This window comes from Planctomonas sp. JC2975, from assembly GCF_012985205.1.
In the GTDB taxonomy this organism is placed as follows: domain Bacteria; phylum Actinomycetota; class Actinomycetes; order Actinomycetales; family Microbacteriaceae; genus Humibacter.
This window is the reverse complement of the sequence record NZ_JABEKS010000003.1, coordinates 83,513-101,502: the sequence shown is the minus strand read 5'-3', so window position 1 is coordinate 101,502 and position 17,990 is coordinate 83,513. Positions and strand designations below refer to the sequence as shown.

17 protein-coding genes are annotated in these 17,990 nt (G+C 68.2%); 10 read left to right on the top strand and 7 right to left on the bottom strand.

Annotated elements, in window-relative coordinates:
* Positions 1-74: 74 nt before the first annotated feature.
* Both HII28_RS16575 and HII28_RS16570 read right to left on the bottom strand, forming a co-directional pair.
* Entirely contained in the window at positions 75-926 is an 852-nt protein-coding gene (locus HII28_RS16575) for an aldo/keto reductase (RefSeq protein WP_170026965.1), read from the bottom strand.
* Between the two features lie 80 nt (positions 927-1,006).
* Positions 1,007-1,474 (bottom strand): MarR family winged helix-turn-helix transcriptional regulator, encoded by a 468-nt coding sequence (locus tag HII28_RS16570; RefSeq protein ID WP_346769375.1) that lies wholly within the window; start codon positions 1,472-1,474, stop codon positions 1,007-1,009.
* A gap of 189 nt (positions 1,475-1,663) precedes the next feature.
* Here HII28_RS16570 and HII28_RS20515 point away from each other — a divergent pair, with 189 nt between their 5' ends.
* Positions 1,664-1,792: a hypothetical protein gene (locus HII28_RS20515; protein ID WP_277348498.1), complete on the top strand. Its 129-nt coding sequence runs from the start codon at positions 1,664-1,666 to the stop codon at positions 1,790-1,792.
* Between the two features lie 547 nt (positions 1,793-2,339).
* Here HII28_RS20515 and HII28_RS16565 read toward each other — a convergent pair.
* A complete protein-coding gene (locus HII28_RS16565; RefSeq protein WP_170026964.1) occupies positions 2,340-2,699 on the bottom strand; it encodes a DoxX family protein in 360 nt (119 codons plus the stop codon).
* Between the two features lie 178 nt (positions 2,700-2,877).
* On the opposite strand from HII28_RS16565, the gene HII28_RS20365 reads away from it, so the two are divergent.
* Positions 2,878-3,342 carry a helix-turn-helix domain-containing protein gene (locus HII28_RS20365; protein WP_170026963.1) on the top strand — a complete coding sequence of 155 codons (465 nt, stop codon included), beginning with the start codon at positions 2,878-2,880 and terminating at the stop codon, positions 3,340-3,342.
* Positions 3,343-3,594: 252 nt separating this feature from the next.
* Here the strand turns inward: HII28_RS20365 and HII28_RS16555 are convergent, their stop codons facing one another.
* Entirely contained in the window at positions 3,595-3,900 is a 306-nt protein-coding gene (locus HII28_RS16555) for a hypothetical protein (protein WP_170026962.1), read from the bottom strand.
* Positions 3,901-3,930: 30 nt separating this feature from the next.
* Between HII28_RS16555 and HII28_RS16550 the strand changes: the two genes are divergently transcribed.
* The 5 genes from HII28_RS16550 (at position 3,931) to HII28_RS16530 (ending at position 11,058) form a co-directional block, all read left to right on the top strand.
* Positions 3,931-6,114: an alpha/beta fold hydrolase gene (locus tag HII28_RS16550; RefSeq protein ID WP_170026961.1), complete on the top strand. Its 2,184-nt coding sequence runs from the start codon at positions 3,931-3,933 to the stop codon at positions 6,112-6,114.
* Positions 6,115-6,219: 105 nt separating this feature from the next.
* Complete coding sequence (locus HII28_RS16545; RefSeq protein ID WP_170026960.1) at positions 6,220-7,494, top strand: ABC transporter permease; 1,275 nt, start codon at positions 6,220-6,222, stop codon at positions 7,492-7,494.
* Positions 7,494-9,437, top strand: coding sequence for an ATP-binding cassette domain-containing protein (locus HII28_RS20360; RefSeq protein ID WP_170026959.1), 1,944 nt, complete (start codon positions 7,494-7,496; stop codon positions 9,435-9,437). Before HII28_RS16545 ends, HII28_RS20360 begins: the two co-directional genes overlap by 1 nt.
* Entirely contained in the window at positions 9,434-10,036 is a 603-nt protein-coding gene (locus HII28_RS16535; protein WP_170026958.1) for a TetR family transcriptional regulator, read from the top strand. Before HII28_RS20360 ends, HII28_RS16535 begins: the two co-directional genes overlap by 4 nt.
* 77 nt (positions 10,037-10,113) lie before the next feature.
* On the top strand, positions 10,114-11,058 hold the full coding sequence (locus HII28_RS16530; RefSeq protein ID WP_170026957.1) for an NADP-dependent oxidoreductase: 945 nt from the start codon (positions 10,114-10,116) through the stop codon (positions 11,056-11,058).
* 109 nt (positions 11,059-11,167) lie between these two features.
* Here the strand turns inward: HII28_RS16530 and HII28_RS16525 are convergent, their stop codons facing one another.
* Positions 11,168-11,728, bottom strand: coding sequence for a phospholipase D-like domain-containing protein (locus tag HII28_RS16525; protein ID WP_170026956.1), 561 nt, complete (start codon positions 11,726-11,728; stop codon positions 11,168-11,170).
* A 54-nt stretch (positions 11,729-11,782) separates the two neighbouring features.
* Positions 11,783-12,880: a hypothetical protein gene (locus HII28_RS16520; RefSeq protein ID WP_170026955.1), complete on the bottom strand. Its 1,098-nt coding sequence runs from the start codon at positions 12,878-12,880 to the stop codon at positions 11,783-11,785.
* Between the two features lie 223 nt (positions 12,881-13,103).
* On the opposite strand from HII28_RS16520, the gene HII28_RS16515 reads away from it, so the two are divergent.
* Both HII28_RS16515 and HII28_RS16510 read left to right on the top strand, forming a co-directional pair.
* Positions 13,104-13,532, top strand: a complete 429-nt coding sequence (locus HII28_RS16515) for a DUF6325 family protein (protein ID WP_170026954.1) — start codon at positions 13,104-13,106, stop codon at positions 13,530-13,532.
* Between the two features lie 31 nt (positions 13,533-13,563).
* Positions 13,564-13,926, top strand: a complete 363-nt coding sequence (locus HII28_RS16510) for an SHOCT domain-containing protein (RefSeq protein ID WP_240978329.1) — start codon at positions 13,564-13,566, stop codon at positions 13,924-13,926.
* Between the two features lie 366 nt (positions 13,927-14,292).
* On the opposite strand, the gene HII28_RS16505 is transcribed toward HII28_RS16510, so the two are convergent.
* Entirely contained in the window at positions 14,293-15,150 is an 858-nt protein-coding gene (locus HII28_RS16505) for a winged helix-turn-helix domain-containing protein (protein WP_240978328.1), read from the bottom strand.
* Between the two features lie 841 nt (positions 15,151-15,991).
* Between HII28_RS16505 and HII28_RS16500 the strand changes: the two genes are divergently transcribed.
* A complete protein-coding gene (locus tag HII28_RS16500) occupies positions 15,992-17,983 on the top strand; it encodes a hypothetical protein (protein WP_170026953.1) in 1,992 nt (663 codons plus the stop codon).
* The last annotated feature ends 7 nt before the right edge of the window (positions 17,984-17,990 follow it).

Genomic DNA, 17,990 nt, shown 5'->3' with positions numbered 1-17,990 from the left:
TCCGAGGCGCGTTCGCCTGCAGTTCGCGAAGCGGGACTGCGGATGCCGCGGTTCCCGTCGCCGCGACCGCTCGGCTATCCGAGCCGGTCGAGCTCGTCCTCGGTCAGCCGTATGTCGACGGCCGTGATCGAATCGAGGATGCTCTCCGGACGCGACGATCCAGGGATGGGGATCACGCCCGGCCCCTTCGCGAGTTCCCACGCGAGCGTGATGACCTGCGGGCTCACGCCGCGGGCATCCGCGATGTCCTGGAACGCCTCGAATCCGGCGCCCGCGCCGCTGCGTCCGATGCCCCCGAGCGGGCTCCACGGCAGGAACGCGATGCCGAGTTCGGTGCAGTAGTCGAGCTCCGGCTGGCTAGACCGGAAACGCGGCGAGTACTGGTTCTGCACCGAGACCAGGCGGCCGCCGAGCACATCCTGCGCGATGTCGATCTGCTCGACGCTCGCGTTCGAGATGCCGGCCATCTCGATGACGCCGTCGTTGAGCAGGTCGCGCAGGGCTGTGACGGAATCGGCGTACGGAACGGCCGGGTCCGGCCTGTGGAACTGGTACAAACCGATCCGCTCGACGCCGAGGCGGCGGCGCGATTCCTCTGCGGCACCGCGAATGTAGTCCGGGTTGCCGTTGACCGTCCAGCTTCCGTCGCCGGGGCGGAGATGCCCGCCCTTCGTTGCGACGAGCACATCGGATGCGTCGCCGTCGTACTCGCGCAGCGCCTTGGCGATCAGTGCCTCGTTGTGACCGACTTCGTCGGCATGGATGTGGTAGGCGTTCGCCGTGTCGATGAGCGTGACGCCTGCGTCGAGAGCGGCGTGGATCGCGGCGATCGAACGCTTCTCGTCCGGGCGCCCCTCGATGGACATCGGCATGCCGCCGAGTCCGATCGCGCTGACGGTGCGGTTGCCGATGGGTCGTTGCTGCATGGTGGCTTCCTTCTCGTGACGGTGGGACAACGTCCGTGCGGGCGAACCCGACGCGGGCAGGTGTGAGGGCGGTCGCGCCGCTATGCGGGCGTGACGGAGACGGATTCGGCTCCCTCGACGCTCCGCCGCAGCTTGTCGCAGAGCGCCTCGAGCTGGGCGAGCTCCTCGCTCGAGAGCGCACCGCCTACGTGGTCGATGATCGACCGGCCGTGCTGCACAGCGCACGTGCGGTACAAGCGGTAGCCGTCATCGGTGAGGCGCACGAGGGAGCCGCGCGCGTCATCCGGCTCCGGACACTTCGACACGAGCCCTCGGTCGACCAGCCGGTCGACGAGCCTGCTCACGCTCGGCTGGGTCAGCAGCACCTGGGTGCGCAGATCGCGCATGCGGATGCTGCGTCCCTCCTGCTTCGAGATGGTGAACAGCACGTCGTACTCGGTGAGACTGAGGTCGGGGTCGCGCGGAAACTCAGCCGTGAGCGTGCGCATGACGGTCACCTGGGCTCGGAACAGCGATTCCCATGCGCTGATGGCGGACTTCGTGGCCACGCTGCGACTCCTCCCAGGGCGCCGGACACGGGTCGTCGTACGACCCGACACGAATGACTGCCGGACCGCAACCGATCCGACGTGAAGAAACGTCGCGTTCAAGCGTACGGGGATGGGCGCCGTTCCGGGCGGACGGATGGACGACTCGGTGCGCGATGGAGGCGCCGCCCTCGGGCATAGCATCGAGGAATGGACGATCGTCACCCCACATACCCCGCCCGCACCGGTGCCGCAGGCGTACTCGTCTGGATCGCGTTCGTCATCGCGGTCGCCGGCGTCATCGGATTCATCGTCACGGTGGCCATCAGCGGAGTCTGAGCCGCTCAGTATCCGCGGGACGGCGTCCCAGCTCGAACGATCGCCGCTGCACGACGCTCGGACTGTCGCGGGCCGGTGAGCCGAAGGGCGCTCCGGTCGGATGCATCGACGAGGGCCCGGAACGGCCCCTGCAGACCCGGCAGCCCTTTCACTGCGCCGAAGATGCTCGTCCCGAGAAACCTAGGGGCACTCTTCACATGGGAGAGGCCTTGCAGGACCTCGAAGTGGTGCGTCTGCACTGCTCCGTCTGCACCGCTCCGTAGACAGAATTGAGGGCCGGTCGTAGAGGCTTACGACCGGCCCTCTCCCTTGCACCAAGAGTGTCCTGCAATCACATTCCGCACCGGCCGCCACAGCAAACAACCGGTGCGCTTGAACTCTATAACGAACAGGTAACGGGGCGCTAGTTACCTGTTCGTTATTTTTCTTGTGAGTTTTGGCGTGAGTGCTCGATCGGCGTTTGTGCGGCCGCTTTGCGCGAATTCGGACGTGACTTTGTTCATGGGGACGTCAGTCCCTCTGGGGTCTGATTCGAGCGCGCGGTGGATCAGACCACCGCGAACCCGAGCCCGGCACTCACGATCGACACGATGCCGAGCACCAGCGCAGGGAGCACCGGCTCCTTGCGGCGGAGGTGCACGACGACCGCTCCGGCCATGATGATCGCGAGGCACACCGCGGCGATCGGAGCCAGGATCGGCGCGATGCTGGTCAGCAGCGGAAGCACGAGCCCGAGCGCGCCGACCACTTCGGCCGCCGCGATCAGCTTGACGTATGGGGTGGCGAAGTCTTCGACCCAGCCCATCATGGGGGCGAGCTTGGCCTTCGGCTGCAGCAGCTTCGTGCCGCCCGCCGCGAGGTAGGCGATGGCGAGGATGATGTTGACGATCCAGAGTGCGATGGTCATGGGGGTCTTTCGTTCGGATGGCTCGCGGCGGGAACCGCGGGCCTGGTCGGGATCCGGCGCTCCGTCCGGCCACGCGGCGGGTTGCGGCGCCGCACGGCTGGGTCGGTTACGATCGGTTATCAATGACATGATGCGTTACTGACTGGTGACGTACAAAAGGCACACGGAGGTAACCGGCGTGAGAGGCGGGCGAGAGAAGACGGATGTCGCGCATCCGTCTTCGGCTGCCGCTTTCGAGTCGTCAGCACGCGACACCGAGCTCAGCTCGTACGAACACTCGTGCGCCGGGGACGAGTCGACCGGCCGCGCCGTGCGCGGCGTGCTCAACCGCATCGGCGACAAGTGGTCCCTGCTCGTGATCGCCACACTGCGCGCCGGACGCTTGCGGTTCACCGAACTGCGGCGTCACATCCCCGGCATCTCGCATCGGATGCTCACCCTCACCCTCCGCCAGCTCGAGCGCGACGGCCTCGTGGTGCGTTCGGTCTACGCCGAGGTCCCGCCTCGCGTCGAGTACGAGCTCACCGAACTCGGACGCACGCTCGTCGAGCTCGCGATCGCCCTCGGAGACTGGGCGACGGCGCATCATCCGGCGATCGAGGCGTCGCGCGCGGCATACGACGAGCGGCGGGCCGCCGAGTAGGCGCCGCGCCCGCGGATCACTGCGGGTCCGCATGGGTGACCGCGCGTCGCCCCGCGCTACGAACACAGGACATCAGGTCGAAAACATGGCAATCCAGCCTGTTTTCGGCGCGAGAGCGCGATCCGTCCTGTTTTCGTTACTTCAGGTCGCACCGAGACCCGCGTAATCGAGCGCCGCGGAACCCTGGTGTCGAGGTCGGCGGACCGGGTGTCGAACGGCGACGGCACCGGTGGCGACCTGGGGTCGGGATGCTCAGGCCAGGCTGACCCGCTGGATCTCGGTGCGGGCGATGGCGCGGTCTCGCACATCGGCACCGGCGAGACGTCGGGGATCCCGCATGTACGAATCCAGGGCCGAGTCGTCGGGCAGCTCGATGATCTGCGTCTCGAACGGCGGCTCAGCACCTTCTGATGCCGCGGCATCGGAGAGGGTTCGCACGCGTGCGACCACCCGCGATCCGTGCTCGGGCAGCAACGCCAGTACGCCGTCCTCGTAGGCGACCATCTCCTCTTCGAACCCCGGATTCGGCCACAGGGTCACGCACAGCACCACGCTCATGGAGGAGACCGTACCGCGTACGTTGGATGCATGCCGAAGTCGTCGTTCGAGTCCCTCGGGGACTACATCGCCCTGCCCCGCGTCGAGTCCCTCTCGCTGTCTCCCGACGGCACGCGCGTCGTGCTCTCCGTTGCGACACTGTCGAAGGACGGCACCAAGTACGAGCGGGCATTGTGGTCCGTCCCGTCCGACGGTGCCGAAGGGGCGAGGCGGCTCACACGGTCTGCGAAGGGAGAGTCGTCGCCGGTGTTCACGGCATCCGGCGATGTGCTCTTCACCTCTGCGCGTCCGGATGCCGACGCGGACGACGACGAGACCGGCCAGCTCTGGCTGCTCCCCGCGACGGGTGGAGAAGCGCGTCCGCTCACCCGCCTCGCCGGTGGTGTCTCCGGGATATCCGCGTCGGCCGAGGGTGTGGACCGCGTCGTGCTCGGTGCCGACCTGCTGCCGAGTGCCGACACGCTCGAAGACGACGCACGGCTGCGGGCGGCGCGGAAGAAGTCGAAGATCTCTGCCATCCTGCACGAGGGGTATCCCGTGCGGTACTGGGATGCCGACCTCGGTCCCGACGAACCACATCTGCTCGCTCTCGACACCGGTGATCTCGTGGACCAGGTCGGTGCCGAGCGGGCATCCGATGCAGGGGGCGAGTCGAATGTCTCCGGCGCGGCATCCGTCGACGGCTCCGACACGTCATACGACTCGGAGCCCGCGCGCACGGGAACGGACGAGGCGTCCGAGCCCTATCCGGCGTCGCTTCCACGGCCGCGAGACCTCACGCCGCATCCCGGACGCGGCGGAGCAGAAGGCGTGGCGATCACGCCGGACGGCACGGCGGTGATCGCTTCGCTTCCGGTAGCGGATGGCTATGACCGGCATCATCGCCTCGTCGCGATCGACATCGAATCCGGCAGGCACAGCGTGCTGCTCGACGAACGAAGGGTCGACCTCGAGGCACCCAGCCTTTCGCACAACGGATTGGTCGTCGCGTACGTGCGCACCGCGCGAGCAACACCGCAGGGACCGACGCAGCAAGAGCTCTGGGTGGCGGGCGTCGCGCGCACCGAGACGGCCGACGGCGCAGAGGTGAGACTGATCGATCCGCGCCGCGTCGCCACCGACTGGGATCGCTGGCCGTCGAGCCTGCAGTTCGACGTCGACGACCGATCGCTCATCGTGACGGCCGACCAGGACGGCAGGGGCCCGGTGTTCCGGATCCCACTGGACGACGGATCGGTGCAGCAGCTCACCGACGACGATTTCACGTACACGGACGTGCATCTGGACCGCACCACGGGTGATCTCGTGGCGCTGCGGTCCTCATGGATGGCCGCGCCGCATCCGGTCCGCATTGCGCGCGACGGATCGGTGACACTGCTGGCGGTGCCGGGTGGTGCGCCCGAGGTGCCGGGGCACATGGAGGAGGTCGAGACCACGGCAGCGGACGGCACTCGGGTCCGCGGCTGGCTCCTGCTGACGGCGACGGCGCGGGCCGGCGCGCCGGCTCCGCTGCTGCTCTGGATCCACGGCGGTCCGCTGAACAGCTGGAACGCGTGGAGCTGGCGCTGGAACCCGCAGCTGGCGGTCGCTCGCGGGTATGCGGTGCTGCTGCCGAATCCAGCTCTCTCCACGGGCTACGGCCTCGACTTCATCGCCAGGGGCTGGAACGCGTGGGGCGAGGCGCCGTTCACCGACCTCATGTCCATCACGGACGCCGTTGTCGCCCGCGACGACATCGACGAGACGCGCACGGCGGCCATGGGCGGGTCCTTCGGTGGCTACATGGCCAATTGGGTAGCCGGCCACACGGATCGCTTCCGGGCGATCGTCACCCACGCCAGCCTCTGGGCGCTCGACCAGTTCATCCCGACCACCGATGACTCGGCGTACTGGGCCAGCATCTTCACGCCGGAAGGGCTGGAGGCGAACTCGCCCCACCGCCACGTCGAGAACATCGTCACACCGATGCTGGTCGTGCACGGCGACCACGACTATCGGGTGCCGATCGGCGAGGGGCTGCGCCTCTGGTCGGAACTCAACGCCCGCTTCGCTGCGCCCGACGGCGCGCTGCAGCACCGGTTCCTCTACTTCCCGGACGAGAACCACTGGGTGCTGAAGCCGCAGCACGCGGTCGTCTGGTACGAGACCGTGTTCGCGTTCCTCGCCCAGCACGTGCTCGGCGACGACTGGAAGCGCCCCGCCAACCTGGGCTGACACCCGTTCCGCTACGCGTCGGCGGTTGACGTAATTCACCAAGCGATGAATTATGGAACTACGGCCGCAGATCCGGCCGGGACGACGCCGACCGGGAGGCCCGCCATGCGTGCGATCGTGCTCAAGGAGTTCCAGGAGTTGCGGCGCGACCGCCGCACGCTCGCCCTGCTGATCGTGATGCCGCTGCTGTTGCTGATCATCTTCGGATACGCGGCCAACTTCACCGTCGACCACCTGACCGTCGCGGTGTACGGATCGGCGGCGCACGATGTCACCAAGCTCATCGACGGCAACTCGAAGCTGAAGGACCACCTGAACGTCGTGGTCACCGACGCGCAGGGCACGAAGGATGACGCGACCACCGAGCTGCGCGACGACCGCGCCGACGTGGCGATCTACGCCGAGACCTCGTCGAACACACCGGGTCCGGAGGGGAGCCCGGCGTTCACGGCGGAGGTCCTCATCGACGGATCGAATCTCTTCGCCGCGCAGTCCGCGAAGACGATCTTCGCGCAGGTGCAGCAGCAGCTAGCGCAGCAGGCTGCGCAGGCACAAGAGCAGGCGGCCCAGGCTGCGGCTCAAGCGCAGGCGCAGGCGGCTCAGGGGGAGAGCGGATCAGGGACCGGCACGTCGAGCAGCGGTTCCAGCCAAGCACCTGCATCCGCTCAGCAGCCGCCGACGCTGACCGTGACGACCCTGTTCAACCCGGACCTGAAGACGTCGTGGGTGATGATCCCGGCGATCATCGGCCTGATCCTCACCTTCATCGGCACGATCATCACGTCGATCGGTCTGGTACGAGAACGCGAGGCCGGAACGCTGGAGCAGCTGGCGGTGATGCCGCTGCGAGCCGGCGCCGTGGTGCTCGGCAAGATCACGCCGTACTTCCTGCTCGCCTGCTTCGACATGGCGCTGATCACCGTGCTCGGGCTGCTGCTCTTCGGCGTGCCGTTCAACGGCAATCCGCTCATCTTCATCGTCGGCGCAGCGTTGTTCCTCTTCGTCGTGCTCGGGCTCGGCGTGCTGATCTCGTCCGTATCGCGCACGACGGGACAGGCGATCCAGCTCGCCTTCATGGTGCTGCTTCCGCAGATCCTGCTCTCCGGCATGATCTTCCCGCTGTCCGCGATGGCAGCGGGCGTGCGATGGATCGGCTACCTCCTGCCGCTCACGTGGTTCACGATGATCTCGCAGGGCGTCATGATCCGCGGCGCAGGCTGGGACTCGCTCTGGTTCCCGCTGGTGATCCTCGCGATCATGGCCGTCGTCATCTTCGGCTTGGCGGTGGTGCGGCTCAGCCGCAGCATCTCGCCGGTCAAACAACCGCGACAGCCGGAGCAGACGGATGCCGTGCAGCAGCGCGCGACAGAGGTCGCGTGATGCCCGCCTCGACTTCGCCCGCATCCCAGGCGCCCACGGCGACGCCGGTCGAGCGCGAGTCGTTCGGCGTCGCGGGCCTCACGGTGCTCTTCGGACGCACCGCGGCGCTCGACGACGTGACCCTTGATGCCCGCCCCGGCCAGGTCACGGCCGTCGTCGGCGGCGACGGCGCCGGCAAGTCAACACTCCTGCGGGTGCTCGCGCACCGGGTGCGAGCGGACTCCGGCGAGCTCAGCACCGTCGAGCGCGAGCGTCTCGGATACCAGCCGGCCACCTCTGGTGTGTGGCCGACCCTCACCGTCGAGGAGAACGTGGAGTTCGTCGGCAGGTCGTACGGGATGTCGGCTGCGCGCATCCGCGAGCGCTCCGCCGAACTGCTCGAACGCGCCGGGCTCGACGCTGCCCGACGGCGTCTCGGGCACGATTTGTCCGGTGGCATGCGGCAGAAGCTCGGCTTCGTGCTCGCCATCCTGCACGAGCCGACGCTCGTGCTGCTCGACGAGCCGAGCACGGGCGTCGACCCGGTCAGCCGGGTCGAGCTGTGGCGCCTGATCAGTGCCACGGCCGGGCCGGCCGGCGCCGGCGGAGGCGTGGTATCCGGCGGTACGACGGTGATCATGGCGACGACGTACCTGGATGAGGCGCAGCGCGCCGCATCCGTCATCGCCCTTGACGCGGGCCGGATGCTCGCTTCCGGCACGCCCGACGAGATCGTCGCGTCGGTCCCCGGTGCGATCGCCCGTCTGGAGGGTCCGGATGCCGCACCCCCGGCAGCGCTCGCCGCCCGCGTCTGGCGCCGCGGAACGGAATGCCATCTGTGGTCGCCGGCCGGGGAGACCGTTCCGGGATCGCGGATCGCAGCACCCGACTTCGAGGACGCTCTCATCGCCCTGTCGCTGTCGCGGGTTGAGCGTGTCGGAACCGGCGCACAGTCCTCGCCGCCGGTTGAGCCCGTCGCGCCGCCGGCCGAGCTCCATCAGCGGTCTTCCGACAGGCTCGGCGAACGGTCGCAGGACCCAACGGCATGCGCCCGCCGGATCGTGAAGCGCTTCGGCCATGCCACGGCCGTCGACGACGTGAGCCTCGAGGTGCGCCCGGGCGAGGTGGTAGGACTGATTGGCGCGAACGGGGCCGGCAAGACGACGCTGCTGCGCATCCTGCTCGGGCTCGAACGCGCAGACGAGGGCGACGCGACGCTCTTCGGTGAACCGCCGAGCAACGCGTCCCGACGCCGCCTGGGGTACGTGCCGCAGGGCCTCGGCCTCTACACGACGCTGAGTGTGCGCGAAAATGTCGCGTTCCTCTCCCGCGTGTACGGCGTGCCGAAGCCGGTGCTGCCCGACGCGTTGCGTGAGGTCAGCCGCGACACCGTCTCCGACATCGGGCTGGGCCGGCAGAGGCAGCTGGCCTTCGCGCTCGCGCTCAGCCACGGCCCTGAACTCCTCGTGCTCGACGAGCCGACGTCGGGGGTCGATCCGCTCGGGCGCGCGCGGCTGTGGGATGTCATCCATGCGCAGGCGGATGCCGGCCGCGCCGTCATCGTGACAACCCACTACCTGCAGGAAGCCGAGCAGTGCACCCGCCTGGCGCTGCTCGCACAGGGTCGACTGGTCGGATCAGGGACGGTGTCCGATCTCGTGCGCGGTGCCGCAGCGGTGCTCGTCACGAGCGAGGACTGGCAGCGTGCGTTCGAGGTCTTGGACCGCTCGGGGCTCCCGATCATGCTCAGCGGACGGAGCATCCGCGTGGCGGGACGCGGCAGCGCGGAGACGCTGCAGACCCGGGTGACGGAGGCGCTGGGCGGCATCCGCGCCGACGTGGTTCCGGTGCCGGCGACGCTCGAGGAGACCATGGTGCTGCTCGATCGAGACCACTCGGACGCTGCCGGCCACCACGGTCGGCACTCCGCGGCGAAGACGGATGACGACGGGAAGGAGTCGTGAGTGGCCGGCGTCGGGGGCCGTCCACCACCCGTCAGGAGCTGATGGATGCCGCGCGCGAGGTCTTCGCCGACCGAGGCGTCGACGGTGCGACAACCCGCGAGATCGCCCAGCGTGCTGGCGTCGATCCGGCGATGATCGCCCACTACTTCGGATCGAAGGGCGGCCTCTTCGACGCCGTGACCGCCCTGCAGCTCGACCCGCGCGATGTCATCGCGCCCGTGCTTGACGTGGATGCGGACGAGGCGGCACGCCAGCTCGTCTCGCGCCTCCTGCAGGTGTGGGATGCCCACTCATCCGTCGTCTCCGCCCTGCTGCGCAGCGCAGCGCGCAACAAGACGATGGCGGCGCAGATGCGGTCCTTCATCCTGGATCGGGCTGTGCATCCCGTTGTCGCACGGTTCTCGCCGGATGACGCAGAGGTCGACACCCGTTCGGCTCTGCTCGCCAGCCAACTGACCGGTGTCATCCTGACCCGTTACGTGCTGCGCTGGGAGCCTCTGGCCTCCGCGGATCCGGCCTGGGTCGTCGACCACATCGCCCCGACCGTGCAGCGTTACCTCACTGGACCGCTCCCGCCTGGCCCCGCGAGCGCCGGTTGAGCTGCGGGGTGTCACGCCCTCGACATGCTGTGCGGGCGCCTCGCCTATCGTGAGAGGCGACGACGCGAGGAGTTTCCATGCAGACGGTGATCCAGTACGCCCGACTCGGCGGCCCAGAGGTTCTCGAGGCGGCCGAGAAGCCCGATCCGGTGCCGGGTGAGGGGAAGGTGCTGGTCGCGTCCAAGGCCATCGGGGTGAATCCGATCGACTGGAAGCTGCGGCGGGGCATCCGTCCGTCGGAGCCGATCGAGACGCCGCGGCGCTTGGGATCCGACGTCTCGGGTGTGATCTCCGCGCTCGGACCCGGCGTGACCGACTGGTCAGTAGGGGATGAGGTCGTGGTGCGCGGAGCGTCGGGGGCGTACGCGAGCGAGGTCGTGGCATCCGAGGGCAAGCTCGTGCGCAAGCCGGCCGACGTGTCGTTCGAGGATGCCGCTGCCCTCGGCGTCCCCGCCGGCACGGCGTATCAGGTGGTGGTGTCGCTCGGACCCGGCGAAGGCGACGTGCTGCTCATCCACGGCGCGTCAGGCGCCGTCGGACAAGCCGCCGTGCAGTTCGCCCGCGCCCGCGGCGTCACGGTCGTCGGCACGGCGAGTGCCAACAACCTGGACCGTCTGCGCGATCTCGGGGCGATAGCGCTCGAGTACGGCGACGGTCTCGTCGATCGTGTTCGCGCGGCCGTTCCGCAGGGAGTCGACTACGTGCTCGACATGGCCGGAACGGATGCCGCGCTGCAGGCCTCCTTCGACCTGGTCGCCGATCGCTCCCACATCGGCACCATCGTCGTCGGATTCAAGGCGGCGGAGCTGGGCATCAAGGCGTGGTCGGGTGGAAGTCCCGTGCCCCTCACGCCCGAGGAGGAAGCGCTGAGGGCCGAGGGTCTCGAGGCGGCGCTCGCCGGCCTCGCAGACGGCACGTTCCAGGTCGAGATCGGCGCGACCTATCCGCTGACGCAGGCGGCCGAGGCGCATCGCGTGGGCGAGGCCGGCAGCGTGCGCGGCAAGATCATCCTGGTGCCGTAGAAAGCACGGGTCCGACGCACCCGAGGGCGGTCGGGATCGTGGGCCGTCGTACCGGCCGTCGGGGTCGTTGTACGACTCGTGGCGACTGGATGAGCGTGCGCGATGGGTGTTAGTCCGTGTGCGCCTTCTGTTCCGCGAGGTTCTCCCAGTCGTGCTGGAAGATGGCGTCGAAATACGCTGCCACGCGCGTGCTGTCGATGATCACGCCGGCGTCGCGGTTCTGGAGCGTGCCCGCCGTCGACCAGTTCTGACTGCTGACGAGCGTGCGGGCGGCGTCGACGACGATCCCCTTGTTGTGCACGTTGTTCTGCAGCTTCACGTTGTCGACCACGTCGAGTCCGAGCTCCTGCAGCTGCTCGAGGTAGCCCGCCGTCTCGAACTGGCTCATGATGACCCGCACGTCGACGCCCGCCTTCTGCCGATCGACGACGGCGGCGATGAGGTCGCGGAAGGCCGCGTTCGCATCCGTGGCCGTGCTGGGCGGCTCGATGTACTGAAACTGCATGTGGAGGGATGTCGTGGCCGAGGCGATGAGCTCGCGCACGGCGTCGGGGTACACGCCGGGATCTGGTGTGAGCACCGGCGTGATGGACACCTGCTCGCGCACAGTCTCGGATGCCGTGAACGTGAGGAACGGAGGTGTCTCGGCGAGCGGCTGAAGCAGGAGCATCGTGTCGGCAGCACCGAGCCCGTCGGAACCACCGCCGGTGGCTGCGCTGCTGCCTTACGGGACGGCCTGGTGCTGTTCCGCCACATCGTGGTCGTTCTTCAAGTAGGCCTCGAACACCTTCGCGAGGCCGGCATGGTGGATCACCACGTGCCAGTCGCGGTCGCGCGACCTGGCCTGAGCAGCATCCGACGGATCGTTCACCGGGTCGATGTCGGGCTGGTTCGAGTTGTTCCAGTTGCCGCTGGAGAGCCAGACGGCGCTCGAATCCCGCACCGCGACCTTGATGTGGTACGCCGAAGGGAAGATCCAGGCCGCCGCGTGCGGATCCGCGCGCTCGAGCGCCCATGCCTGGTCGAACCGCGCGCCGAGCGCGCTCTGCAGCGCCGAAACCGTCTGGTCGTCGGTCTGGTCCGCCGTCGGGTTCTTGGCGGGATGATCGAGCACGAACGTCACGGTCTTGCCGCGGGCCGCACTCTCGAAGTCGCTCAGCACGTGGGCGGACGTGAAGTCGTACAGGCCGACCGTGAGCGACTTCGTCGTGCTGTGCAGGAACTTCTTCAACACGGGCCATCCGGCGTCGGGGCTGGCGCTGAGCTCGAGCTCGATCACTCCTGCGACAGGCTCGAGCTTCACGCCTGCAGGTGACGTGTAGGCCACCTGCGGCTTGGTCGGCTTCGCCGCTGCCTGATCCGGATGGGTCGCCACCGTGGCCGCTCCGGCACCGGTCGGCATGGCCGCTCCCAGCACCAGCGCGTGATCCGTCGCGGATCCGGATGACGTCCCCGCCGCGACCCGCAGCTCTGGCGTGATCATCCGCTCATCCGCGAACACGGGAACGGCGCCGGAATCGGGCGCTGCGCCGAGCAAGGCGCGGATCCCGTCCGGGCGTGCGAGCTGTGCCAGTTGGGCGGCCTTGGCCGGCGAGGCGACGCGCACGTCCACTGCCACGCCGTCGACCTCCGCCGGGAGGACCGTGTCCGACCCGGCGGCGACCGTGACGACGATCGCGCGCTCGTCGGTGATCCATCCGTCGCGCAGCACGAACCCGGGGCGCACGCTGAGCACACCCAGTGCCGCGAACGTGTTCAGTCGTTCGTCGATGATCCGCTGAATGTCCTGCTGCGTCGCCATCACGCCCTCCGTCGCGTCCACTGTGGCATCCGTCGTCGACAGCGTCGTCGAGCATCAGCCTCTGCCGCTGAATGCCCGAAGCCGCCGACGTGGCCATCACGGTATCGCCGGCCTGTGTCATCCGGGTGAACGGCGAGCCGCCTGCGCGGGACTCGGAGGCCGCGCCTTCACCCGGCCGGGGTGACGGCATCCGGGGGTGCAGAGCGCATGCTGGGTAGGTCATCGCAGAGGCGAAAGGATCGACATGAGCGATTTGGAATACGGACCCGTCGAGTTCGTGCTCGTCGGATTCCCCGGTGAGGCGCCCGACCCGGGCGTCGTCGAAGCTGTTCGCGAGCTCGCGAAGGACGGCGCCGTTCGTGTCATCGACGCGATCCTCGTGACAAAGACAGTCGAGGGCGACGTCGAGACGATCGAGGTGGAGGACGCATCGGATACGTACGGCCTGGAGGATGTGGATCTCGACCTTTCCGGCCTGGCCGCTGACGAGGACGTCGCGTACTTCGCCGAGGCGCTGGAAGCGGGGGCGAGCGCCGAACTGCTGGTTGTCGAACACCTCTGGGCGAGGAAGCTCGCGTCGCGTCTCGCCGCCTCCGGCGGTGCGGTTCTGGCCAGCGAGCGCATCCCGGCGCCCATCGTGAACGAGGTCGTGTCACTGGCTCGGGCCGAGTGATCACGACCCACTCAGAAGGATCGGAGTAGCAATGCCACTACGCAGAATGGGACGTCCAGGCCTTGTCGGCCTCGCCGCCCGCACGGCCGTCGTCGCAGGAACCGCCACAGCGGTCAGCGGCGGCATGAGGGCGCACCAGCAGGCCAGGGCTCAGTCGGAGTACGAGCAGCAGCAGTACGAAGCCCAGCAGCAGCAGGCTCAGATGGAGGCGGCCGCCCAGCAGGCCGTGGCGCAGCAGCAGGCGGCGGCGCCCGCGGCACCCGCCGCGCCGGCCGCGCCGGCCGGAGGCGAAGATGTCACCAGCCAGATTCAGCGCCTCGCGACCCTGCACCAACAGGGCGTGCTCACCGACGACGAGTTCGCAGCAGCGAAACAGAAGCTCCTCGGCATTTGAGTTTATTTGCGCGCCGGTCCCTGCCCGTCGCGCCGCGGTCGGCGTGCGCGGATGGCTGGGGTTGTTGCGGCGTACACGCCGCCGCAACGCGGAGCGGGTCGCGTTCTTGAGATGGGCGCCGGTCCCTGCCCGTCGCGCCGCGGTCGGGTTGTGCGAATGGCTGGGATTGCTGCGGCGTGCACACCGCCGCAATGAGGAGCGGGTCGCGTTCGTGAGGTTGGCGCCGGGGGTCCCCAAGGCCTCCGATGTCCGGTGTTCGCCGTCGGGGCGCTGTCGGACGTCGTAGGAGTCGGCTCGCTCGGAAGCTGGAGCTGAGAGCGGGGCCCAGTGCTGGCGGCCGTGTTGGACGCCGGTAGCCGCTGAAGCTCAGAACAGGTCCGGGCTCGGTGCTCCAGCGTGGCGGATGGTGACGTCTGCGTGGCGGTCGAACCGGTAGCCGACGCCGCGCACCGTTCGCACGATGTCTTCGTAGGTTCCGAGCTTGGAACGCAGGCGGCGCACGTGCACGTCGATGGTGCGCTCGTTCGGCACCTCGTCGTCGCCGGCCTCCCACAGCGAGGCGATGAGCTCGCTGCGGTCGATGGTGCGCCCTTCGCGGAGCACGAGGTACTGCAGCAGCTCGAACTCCTTGTAGGTGAGCGCGATGTTCTCGTTGTCGAGCAGGAGGCGCTTGCGCGAGATGTCCACGACCACGCCGGTTGCACGATCCGGGGACGGCTCGGTGGTCTGGCGGTTCTTGGCGATGGCGGCGGGATCCTGGAGCGCAAGACGCACCACGTCGATGTCGCGTCCTCCGGCGGCCTCCGGGGCGAGGGCGACCGCGGCGTACGTCTCGGATCCGGGAGCGATCTCGGCGGCGAGGCGCTTCAGTGCTTCGACCACGTGTCCGAGATCCGTTCCGGCCGCTCCGGCCTTGTCCTCGTCGAAGCCGACGTAGAGCGCGAATCCGCGGGCGCGGGTGCCGTTCGGAACGGCGCGGATGCGCACGGGTGCCGGTGCATCCTGCGCGGGGGCTTCCGCCGGGCGCGCGGCTCGCTGCTGCACGGGCAGGGGCTGCACGGGCTGCGGGTTCGCGGGGTCGACGCGACGCGGATGCGCCGTGCGGGTGGGCGCCACGGTCGTGTGCACGACGGGTGCGACGGCGGAAGCTGTGGTGCGCACCGCTGCGGGGCGGGCGGCGATGGCGGTTGTGTCGGTCAGCGGGGTGACGGTGGCAAGAGACATGGGAGTCGAGTCCTCGAGATGATGATGCGGGGAACCTGCCGTTGCTGCCGGGGAGAGCGGATCCGGCTGAGCGGGTTCGGTACTGTTTCGGGCCGTTGAGTCGGCCGGTGCAGAAGCCTGCGAGGATCGCGAGCGAGGCTTCAGGGGAGTGTCATCGGTCGGATCGGATCTGCTCGAAGCAGATCCCGTCCGTACTGGGCCGGTAGTTTCGCGATCCACGAAGTGGTCTCCGCGATCTGCGTGCGGTTCAGTTGATGACGGCTCGGCGGATGGTCGTCAGGTCAGCGACACATTCGACAGCACATGACAGCAGCGCGGCCGGGCATCATCATGCCGGCGTGCCCAAGGGCCTCGAAGGAGGTCAGGGTGCGCGAGGGTGCAGTCATGTGTGCCAGTAAAGCGGATGCTCCGGGCTCTGTCAACGTGAGCCTTGCGATGCGACGCGCATCGGCTCGACGGGAGACCCGGAGATCGAACCTCGGAGGTGGTGTGACGAGCGTCCGAATTGCTCGTCGGCGCATGGCGACAACGGGATCCGTTCATCACTGCAGATTTGTTGATTTTCAGGGTTCGTCTGCCGCTAAACTGGCGCAACCGCGCGGCTTGTCGTTAGTCGCGCGAAGCGCCCCTGCACTACCCGAGCTTGACCCGCACCACTCGATTCACACCCCCAACGGCTCGTCGAGACTCATCCTCGGCGCGCGTCGCTCCCTGCACCCTCAGGGTTTTGCGCGCCGTTTTTCGACCGGCGGTTGAGGTTTCAATGTGGTTGTGTCGCAGAAGTCGAGTATAGCTCATCTTTAGGCGCGAGTACCCCCTTGTATCTGGAGAGTCACAGCGAATGAACCTGAAGAGAATCGGGGCGGTGATCGGCGCGGCCGCATTACTGGCGACGGGAGCGGTGGTCGGTATCGCCGCTCCCGCGAGCGCGCACACCGGCGCAGTGAAAGGGACCGCCCAGTGCCAGACGGATGGCACATACACGGTCACCTGGACGTACACGCAGACGCAGACGCCGAACGGTGACGAGGCCGACGTCAAGGTGATTACGCATTCACCCGAGCCGAGCACCCTGTACGCCTCGGCAGTGGGCGTTTCTCACCCCGTCGACGGGCAACTGTGGCTGAACGCCTGGCGATCGCACCAGAATTCGGGCGGGCAGTCCGGCATTCCAGCGCGTACGGGCAATTGGACCGCATCGTTCACGCAGTCGGAAATCAAGGGAAGCGCGAAGGCGGCAGAAGTCGCAGTGCAGACGGACTGGCGCGGCTGGAAGAGTGCCGACAGCGGCGGCACGGTGCAGCTCGGCGGCGATTGCGCTGTAGCGCCCGCGCACGATGCCATCGCCCAGGCAACGGTCAATCCGCCGACGTGCGCCAGCGCCTCGACCGTGCAGTTCGCCATCGAGAACGCTTCGTGGGACTCCAGCTCGTATTCCACGGAGGTCGGAAAGCACTCACGTTCCGCGACCGCTGCCGGTGGCCACCTGTTCTCGAACGGGAAGAGCACGACGACAGTGACGTACGAGGTGCAGGACGAGCTGACGGGTGGCGACTGCACGCCGACCAGCTATCAGACGGTGGTCTGGCAGATGCCGACGAAGCCGGCGGACAGCAATTCTGCGACCTGGCCGCAGACATTCGTGAGCGTCACGCCCGAGACGACCGAGACCCTCGACGTAGCCGTGCCCGACACCTGCGGCACGTACTACCAGGTGGACAGCTATGTCGACAACGCGACGACGCAGGCCCTGCTTGCTGCGGTGAAGAACGGCACGAACCTCACGTCGCCGGGCAACCCGGCGGAGTCCCTGGCCCCTGGCGGCCTCAATACGGCATGGAAGTTCGTGATCAACCCCGACTGCAAGCAGGTGGTGGTTCCGCACGTCACGTCGACCGACAACGTCTGCGGCAACGGCACGTCGAATGCAACGCTCACCCTTCCCGCAGTCGAAGGCGTCGTGTGGCACGTGAACAACCCGGCGACCGACCAGGCTCCTGGCACGTATCCGATGAACGTCGGCGGTCCCAACGTGATCACCGCTTCTGCTGCGGCCGGATATTCGTTGGCGCAGCCGTTCGAGCAGGATGTGACGTTCGGCCCGGTCAAGACGAACCAGAGCACGAATCCGCAGGCCGACTGCTACGTTCCGCCGACGATCACGGCGTGCGACGCCCAGCTCCCGGTGATCCTGGCATCGAATCTGGACAACGCCGGCTGGAACTACACGGTCCGTTCCGCCGGCCACTACGACTACACCCCGGCGACCGTGAAGGTGTGGACGGATGACGCCTCCGGCAACGCCCTCGTAGCGGGCGTCCACGCGGTGGACATCCCATTGCAGGACGCCGGTTCCCCGGCAATCGACCTCACGAATGCGAGCGGCGCAGCGCCCGGTCTCAGGCTCGGCATCCACTTGAACGGCGAGGGCAGCTCCGATGGCGACCTCGTCTATCAGGGAGCCGGTCAGTGGGCGACTGATGCCCACGGCTTCGGCGTCGCGGCGGGCTCCGGTTTCGCAAGCCTCGGCACGCTGCAGGACTACCTGGCGAAGAATCCCGAGGCGACGATCGTGAGCGTCGGATTCCAGCTCGGCGCCGGAGAAAAGGGTTCGGCCGAGATCGTCTCGATCACCGTCGGGTGCCAGACCTTCACGTTCGACTCCAAGCCGACAGCCGTCACGGCTGTTGCGACTGACGCGTCGGGCGGACTCGCCGACACCGGATCGAACCTCGTGTTCCCGCTGGCGGCCGGAGGTGCGATCATCCTGCTCGGCGGTGCGGCGATCGCCTTCGTGATGATCCGCCGTCGCCGCTCGGCAGGCGAGCAGTAGCCACGTC

Coding starts and splice junctions, on each gene's coding strand:
- HII28_RS16575 (WP_170026965.1), bottom strand. CDS start 926: ATGCAGCAACGACCCATCGGCAACCGCACCGTCAGCGCGATCGGACTC.
- HII28_RS20515 (WP_277348498.1), top strand. CDS start 1,664: ATGGACGATCGTCACCCCACATACCCCGCCCGCACCGGTGCCGCAGGC.
- HII28_RS16565 (WP_170026964.1), bottom strand. CDS start 2,699: ATGACCATCGCACTCTGGATCGTCAACATCATCCTCGCCATCGCCTAC.
- HII28_RS16555 (WP_170026962.1), bottom strand. CDS start 3,900: ATGAGCGTGGTGCTGTGCGTGACCCTGTGGCCGAATCCGGGGTTCGAA.
- HII28_RS16550 (WP_170026961.1), top strand. CDS start 3,931: ATGCCGAAGTCGTCGTTCGAGTCCCTCGGGGACTACATCGCCCTGCCC.
- HII28_RS16545 (WP_170026960.1), top strand. CDS start 6,220: ATGCGTGCGATCGTGCTCAAGGAGTTCCAGGAGTTGCGGCGCGACCGC.
- HII28_RS20360 (WP_170026959.1), top strand. CDS start 7,494: ATGCCCGCCTCGACTTCGCCCGCATCCCAGGCGCCCACGGCGACGCCG.
- HII28_RS16530 (WP_170026957.1), top strand. CDS start 10,114: ATGCAGACGGTGATCCAGTACGCCCGACTCGGCGGCCCAGAGGTTCTC.
- HII28_RS16525 (WP_170026956.1), bottom strand. CDS start 11,728: ATGCTCCTGCTTCAGCCGCTCGCCGAGACACCTCCGTTCCTCACGTTC.
- HII28_RS16515 (WP_170026954.1), top strand. CDS start 13,104: ATGAGCGATTTGGAATACGGACCCGTCGAGTTCGTGCTCGTCGGATTC.
- HII28_RS16510 (WP_240978329.1), top strand. CDS start 13,564: ATGCCACTACGCAGAATGGGACGTCCAGGCCTTGTCGGCCTCGCCGCC.
- HII28_RS16505 (WP_240978328.1), bottom strand. CDS start 15,150: ATGTCTCTTGCCACCGTCACCCCGCTGACCGACACAACCGCCATCGCC.
- HII28_RS16500 (WP_170026953.1), top strand. CDS start 15,992: ATGAACCTGAAGAGAATCGGGGCGGTGATCGGCGCGGCCGCATTACTG.